The following is a 7,342-nucleotide window of genomic DNA, read 5'->3' on the forward strand; positions in this document are numbered from 1 at the left end:
TGCTTGATATCCTTTACATACCAGGACAAGCTTGAAAACCGTTCTCGGTAGTGCTCCAGTTGGCCTTCAGGGAACTCCGTGCCTTTTGTGTAGAGAAGCATAAATCGACGCCTCACTTCATCATCCGAGAGCATGGAAACCGGCGATATTTCAGTAAGGAGATGCCAATGATTCCCCATAATTGAAAATCCGATGACCTCCACCGCATACACCATTGAAAATCGTTTGATGACACGAACCAATTCGTCTTTCTCAGCGTCTTTAAAGGGCAGCCCGTCCAACGCCGTGCGACTGATTACATGGTAAACCGTTTTTTGGTTTGAATCTGTCCTGAGCATCCGGGGAATACGAGGCATAAGGCTCTTCTCCTTGGGATTTCATGTCAGAATCTCTGGTAGGGTAGAGGGGATTTAAATATAAATTTAAAGTAAATAAAGTGTGTTGGACTTTTTGGTGATCATCTCATGGGGTGTTTGAAAGATCAAGCGCATCTTGCCCGTCCCCTGGTTTCATAAAAATTGGCAAAAGTTTGGCCCCCGGCAGAGCCGCCGGGGGCTAAGCCCTGACCAGCACCACCGTGATATTATCCCGTCCCCCGTTGCGATTGGCGGCCGCCACCAGCTGGTCTGCTTTCCAGGCCATCTTTTTCTTTTTTGCCATAATCCCCCGGATCTCTTCTTCGGGCACCATGTCCGTGAGGCCGTCGCTGCACAAAAGAAAAAGATCACCCTCTCGGAAGGGTTCGGTGGTGATAAAGAGGTCGTCGGCGGTGATGGCTTCGGAGACCACCAGGGCCTTGGAGAGGACATTGCTTCGGGGGTGAGTCCGGAGCTCTTCCTTGGTGAGGGAGCTGTTTTTATAGAGGGGCCAGATCTCGGTGTGGTCTTCGGTGAGCTGGCGCAGGTCGCCGTCCCGGAAGAGGTAGGCCCGGCTGTCGCCGATAGAGACCAAGGTCAACCTATTTTCCCGGATATGGGCCGCCACGAGGGTGGTGCCCATGCCGTCATAGGCGTCATGGTTTTTCGCCAGCGCGTGGAGTTTTGCGTTGGTCTCGCACGCCAGGGCTGCCAGGCGCTCTGTCGGTTTCCTCCCATCCAGAGGCTGAGCATAAAAATCCCGTGCGATCCATCCAGTGGCCAAGCTGCTGGCCACCTCCCCCGCCTTGCCGCCCCCCATGCCGTCACAGAGAATATAAAGCCGCCCGGAGTCCTCGATCTTTTCGTTCGTTACCTCCCAGGTGGGGTTTGCTTCGGGGAGAAAAAAGGCGTCTTCGTTGTGCAGGTATTTCTTACCCATATCCGTTGCGGCAACGTGGACAGCCACATCTTTTGAGAACAGACCAAACAGACCCTTATTATTCATCAACATGATGATACCACCCAGTTCACCGGCCAGTTGTCCCGGCTCTTTTTAAGCAACACACCTTTAATCCCCCGCTTCTCATCGGTATAGTGATAGCAGCCCTCCGACACCTCGATTTTGTAGTGGTCGTAAGTCATATCCGGGGTCAGGGTAAAATAGCCGTCAAGCTTGCGGATGTAGAGGGTCTGGTCCCCCTCCAGAAGAATGGTGCAGCGGTTTCGAAGGGCCTCGAAACAGGCCGAATCCCCGTTTTTGATACAGGCCTCTTCATCCAAAATGGCCGTCAGGCGAAAGGCGAAAAGCCCTGCCCCTTTCTCCAGGGTAAAGGTGAAGTTGCCCCCGACGTTGAACTCTCGGACCTCATGGAGGGGTACACGGCTGATGCGATCCGGGCTGCGGTTAATGTAGGTGCCGTTGGAACTGGAGAGGTCTTCCAGCGCCCCTGACGCTCCGTCGATCGTCGCATGATGCGATGAGACCCAGGCGCAGACGATGGCGATGTCGTTGTCCGGTGCCCGACCGATGGTGACGCCTTTTCCCGGCCTGAAATGATAGGTAAGCCCCGTCATCTTCTCCTTAAGCAGAAACTCTCCCTGGAACCCCAACTCCCAGGCCACCGCCCCTTTCATGGCAAACCAGTCCTCCATGGAGCCTCCGCAGGACGAGCAGATTTTTGCCTCAACCCCGACCTTCTCACCGCACCAGGGGCAAAAGGGCGAGGCCCCGCCTCCTTTTTTGTACAGATCGCTCCCACACCACCCGCAATAGGCGGACCCTTTTGCTGCCGCTTTTCCGCAGCCACAGCAATATACCGGATTCTCGTATTCCGGCTCGGCAAAACGCCCCACTATGGTCTTCATGGGGGCCTGGGCCCCGCAGGCCGTGCAGTACAGATGAAGCGGTTCGACCTTCTCCCCGCATATTTCACAAAATTGACTCATGATTCCCCCAAATTTATTAACCACAGAGGCACAGAGTGCTCAGCGTTGACGGTGCGCACGGCACACCCTACCGGGACCTCCGAAACAATCCCGCCACGCGACACGCAGGGTGCGGTTCCCGCACCTTTTAACGTCTCGCAAACCACCGACCCACGCCCTTGCGGCGAACAACGCACCCCGCCAAACGCCACGCGATGCGCATTCGCAACCCGCTTTCAAGGTGGCTCACCTTGCCGCCGGAGGCATTTTTTTTCCATTCACTACTCACCACTCACTTATTGAATTCCCTTAATCATCTTCCCCGCCGCCGACAAAATCGGCCCCCGGCTTTTACCAAAGGCGTCCCAGGCCGCGCTTTCAGCCGTGACCCCGAAGCCCTCCTGGGCTGCGAGATTCTTTTTTCGGGTGAGGCTTTTGGCTGGAAGGGTATAAAGGGAGAGACCGGCGGCACACCGGGCCGCGTGCATGTTGGCGTAGCTGCCCACGGTTCCACCACCGCTGGGGTCGATCTCCACAGCCAGGAGGTAATCGGCGTTTAAAGATTCGGCGGTAACGGAAGCGGCGGTCAGACCTTCGGCAACGGGGACGACGGTGAGTTGCCGTTCCAGGAGCAGGGAGGTGACGGCGTCGGCGAGACCGGTGATGTTGACGCCTTTGCTGCCGCTTTTGCAGCGGACGAGGAGGGCCACGGCCCGCTTACGAGTAAGGTCCACTTTTAAGGGGCGCATGGGGGGCAGGTCGTAGGCGGTGAAATCGCCTAAGGAGGCAAGATCAGGCGTCACCTGGAGGACGGCGGTTTTCACGCTGGGGTCCACGGTGGACACGACCAACTCGGCCTGACCGTAAACGCCTGTAACGCCAGAGCCCACGCGACCCTGGCCTTCGACAAAGGAGGCTGCAAGGGGGAGGCTGGTGACGGGTACTTTGGCGCCGGTTCCATCCAGATACTGGGCCAGAATCCGGGGCTGTTTCTCCAGGTGGCCTTCCGGGTCGTAAAGAAAGCTGTCGTTCAGCAAGGTCAGCTGGATGCGGCTGGTGATGCCTTCCACACGGAAGGTGACGTGGTTGGACAATTCGTCGCGCAGCCCGTCGCCGTCGATCTCAGCGTAGACAGGAACACCCCCGAAAAAGGCCCGCTGCATGGCCCCCGCCTCAAGGAATTGCTTGAGGGAGCGCACGTAATCTCTATTTTTCAGGGCCTTCTCCGCCTGCTTTACCGCTTCGACCACCATGTTTTTCTTCTGGTTCAGGTCCTCTTTGACCTTGACCTCGTACTCTTCTTTGGGGATAAAAACCAGTACCGTCACGTCGCCTTTCCGGGGGTAATCGATGAAGGACTCGCTCTCCTGCACGTTGGTGAGTACCTGGCTGGTGTAGGTCTCCAGGCGCTGGGTGATCTCCTGCTGGACTTCCGCCGTGGCGCCGATCCCGCGTTTTTCGGTGATCATGCTGAAATCAGACTCCACCTTCACGCGGATCTGACGGGCCAGCTCTTCCCGGGCGCGGTTCTTCGCCTCAAGCTTTCCTTTGCCCAGGTCCGCACCGATATTGGCCGTGCCCTCACCGATATAAAAGGTTTTATCCCTTCTCTTTTCGGAGATAAACTGTTTTGCCTCAGCTCGAATCTCCTTCAGACGTGCCCGCTCCGCAGCCACTTCGGCCGGGGGCAGTTTCGCCTCCAGCCCCTTCTCCGGTGTCGATTTCGCCCCAAGGCACCCCACAAGAAGAAGCGCCCCCAACACCAACCCCATCACCTTAAGTCCGATCTTCATCACCTCACCTCCCTGTCACTATTCAATATGGCCTCCGGCGGCAAGGTGTGCCACCTTGAAAGCTGGTTACCGCTGGACTTTACCCCTCGTTCCTCGGGTCAAATTCCAGCGGTATTCCGGCAAGTCACTGTATGATTATTTGTTTCCACCAACCTTACACTTCGCACGAATGCGGACGCTATGCAGATGGCATAACCACACCCGAATCGCATTCGCCATAGGGCTTCGAGGTGCCCCCACCTCGCCGCCGGAATTATTCCGGTTCATGTCAACCCGCGAATTGACACTGAAGCACCGACAGCTCAGGCCCTTACGACAGCCGTTGCCACCCATCAGCCGTCACGCGAATGCGGAAGCGAGGTACCCGGAGTACCAACAGCCGAAGCGCATTCGCAAACCCGCTTTCAAGGTGGTGCCACCTTGCCGCCGGAGGCTGTTTTTTTTACCCCTCTCTGATCTCAAGGGTGTCGTCCAGTCGGTATCTGCTCTTCTCACTTGGAATCACCACCGATTTTGGTGTCACGATCCAGGCCGTCCCCTCCTCTCGCCAGATCACGACCCGACCGTCGCCGCATATAGGACGACCGCCGGAGAGCCCCAACGCAAGCTTGCTCCGCACCAGGCAGAGAATCAATTCGTCGCCCTGAAGCAAGGCTCCGGTGGCACCGCTTCCATTTTTCTGAATGCACGAAACATCAAAATTGATCACCCGGGAGAGGGTCAGCAGGTCTCCCACCTCAAGGGAGGCCGCATCGGCGACGGGGTCTCCGTTGATGTAGGTGCCCCCGGCGCTGCCCAGGTCGCTTGCCGTGAGATCGCCGTTGTCCAGGACAAGCCGCAGATGCCGCCTGCTGATCCGTCGATCGGCAAGCACCACGTCAGGGATATCCCCTTCATCGCCTCGCCCCAGGGTAAGCTGATCCGATGCCACCACCCTCACCTCGATCCCGTCCCCGGTCATAAGCGTAAAACTCCGGGCCGTGCTTTCCGAAAGCGCCCCCTTCATGGAGACCGCCTTCGGATAATCGGGATAGAGTTTCAAAAAGCCCTCCAGCAGAGAGCGCCCCTGACGCAGATCTCCTTGCCGGAACGCCTCTTCCACCTCGGCAAATTTTCCATCGGCGGCGGCCGTCCACTCTCTTTGGGCTGCTTCGTCCATGGCCAGGAGCCGATCATAAGACGTTTTCAGCTCAGGGTGGTAGGGGAGCAGCCCCCCGATGTCGCGCTTCTCGTCCGGCAAGAGGTACCTGCCGTTCTCCATGGGCGCAGCAGCCGCCAGGCGCTTCTCCAGTTTTTTGGCCTCTACCCAGGCGAGCTGGGCTTTTTTGGGATCCCCACCGGTAAAATCCACCAGCCGATCCCGAAAGGCTTTTATCTCCGTGTCCTTGGAAAAGGTAAGCAAATACTCCTCGGCAAGCTCCAGGGCCGCAACGTAATGGCCGTTTCGCACCAGGTCCTCACGCTTTTCGATCTCACCAATCAGGTAGGCATGATACGCCGCCTTTTTCGCCTTTGCCCGATAAGCAAAAATCCCCCACCCAAGAAGGTAAAGGACAAAAGAAGCCAAAATCCCCCCCAGGATCGTCAGCTGTTTTTTCGCTTTTTTCTTCTCCGCGGCCAGCTGAGAAAGGGAGGCCTCCCGTGCCGTTAAAAGCTCATTGAGAGTGCCAGGCGCCATAAAAGCCACCGACACATCGAACAACTTACTTTGAAGGGTCTCGTCGTTCACCGTCACCACCACTCGCCGATCGTCCACCGAGCCCGTCACGGCCTGAATCGAACAGAGGGCCGAATACCGGACCTTCATGGCCGCGTCCTTCTGGCTCTTGATATGGGCGATCATCTCCCGGCCGGTGCCCATGGCCCCCCAGAGCTTAAACCGCTCGTCCGCCCGCTTCACCATGGCCCCCTTCACGGCTTCATCCACGCAGAGCTGCCACCCCCCATGGCTCCCCAACGCCACCCGAACATCCAAAAGAAGATAGGGCAGCCCCTCGGACTTGCCCGTCACCCCCTTGGGCGGGATTAAAAAATCCCCGCACTTCTTGCCCTCGGCCGTCGCCCGGATCCTCTCTGGAAGCAACACCTCCATCGCCTGTCGGTACGAGGTGTGCGCAGGGATCTCCGCCACCTTTTTGTCCGTCAAAAAATGGTACCGCACCGGCTGCACGAGCAGCCCCACCATCACAGAGACAAAGAGCAACGCGATTGCCCACCGAACGATTCTCATGACCTACTCCTCATCGTCTATCTATTGTTGACTCTCAAAACAAAAAAACGGCCTCCGGCGGCCCTGCCGGGGGCTAAACTTTTGAAAAGTTTAATAAACAAGTTTTAAAAAATATATCGAAAGCAAGATCTACAGCAACGGCTCTCTATCTATCTATGCCGTCTTCCCCGGCTGCCTGCTACCTGAAAACCCCTGTGTTGCGTTCGTTTACGGTGATACCTCACCCTACCCTATACCCGAACGACCGGGGATCCATGTGTGCGTTCCAACACAGCCTGGCATTTATTTTAGGGTGAACTTTCCGGCGATCACGTTTTTCTACCTCTCATCTCCCTCACACCGGTGGCCACGCATCGCACCGTAGGGTGTGCTTGCGCACCATTGCCCGATAAACCGACACCCTTCACCATTTCAATGCAGCACAACGATCAACCAAACATGGGGTTCCATAACCGTTTTGGCGCTTCGGCGGTGCGCAAGCACACCCTACCTCACATCCCCAACGCAGTCGGCCACGTGTCAAACGTAGGGTGTGCTTGCGCACCATTGCCCGATAAACCGACACCCTTCACCATTTCAATGCAGCACAACGATCAACCAAACATGGGGTTCCATAATCGTTTTGGCGCTTCGGCGGTGCGCAAGCACACCCTACCTCGCATCCCCCACGCCGGCGGCCACGCGACACGTAGGGTGTGCTTGCGCACCATTGACCGATAAACTGACACCCTTCGCCATTTCAATGCAGCACAACGATCAACCAAACATGGGGTTCCATAATCGTTTTGGCGCTTCGGCTTGGATAACCGCCTCGGTGCTTCGACGGTACGCAAGCGCGTCCTACAAATCCACCCGTCATCTATGTCCTGCTTATGGCCCGCCCAACCTTTTGTGTTAACAAAAGGCCAAAGTCCCATTCGGATTTCTCTTGTAATCAAAGCCCTGCTTCCCGCACTCGGGACATGTAGACTCCTTCATTTTTCTCTCCCGGGCCGCATTATCCTCCTGGCAGCCGTCCATCCCCATACAGGCATCCG

The 7,342-nt window shown here is 56.9% G+C and carries 5 protein-coding genes; all 5 read right to left on the reverse strand.

Annotated elements, in window-relative coordinates:
* On the reverse strand, positions 1-356 hold a 356-nt coding region (locus tag Q1Q75_RS22085; protein ID WP_300675314.1), incomplete at its 3' end, for a transposase.
* 199 nt (positions 357-555) lie between these two features.
* Positions 556-1,368, reverse strand: a complete 813-nt coding sequence (locus tag Q1Q75_RS22090; RefSeq protein WP_300675316.1) for a protein phosphatase 2C domain-containing protein — start codon at positions 1,366-1,368, stop codon at positions 556-558.
* Positions 1,362-2,303 (reverse strand): FHA domain-containing protein, encoded by a 942-nt coding sequence (locus tag Q1Q75_RS22095; RefSeq protein WP_300675318.1) that lies wholly within the window; start codon positions 2,301-2,303, stop codon positions 1,362-1,364. The genes Q1Q75_RS22090 and Q1Q75_RS22095 overlap by 7 nt, the downstream gene beginning before the upstream one ends.
* 275 nt (positions 2,304-2,578) lie before the next feature.
* The gene (locus Q1Q75_RS22100; protein ID WP_300675320.1) at positions 2,579-4,075 is read right to left on the reverse strand and encodes a hypothetical protein; all 1,497 of its coding nucleotides are present in this window, start codon (positions 4,073-4,075) and stop codon (positions 2,579-2,581) included.
* Between the two features lie 442 nt (positions 4,076-4,517).
* Positions 4,518-6,305, reverse strand: a complete 1,788-nt coding sequence (locus Q1Q75_RS22105) for an FHA domain-containing protein (protein ID WP_300675322.1) — start codon at positions 6,303-6,305, stop codon at positions 4,518-4,520.
* Positions 6,306-7,342: the final 1,037 nt, after the last annotated feature.

It is taken from the genome of Desulfoluna sp., assembly GCF_030145185.1.
GTDB lineage: Bacteria > Desulfobacterota > Desulfobacteria > Desulfobacterales > Desulfolunaceae > Desulfoluna.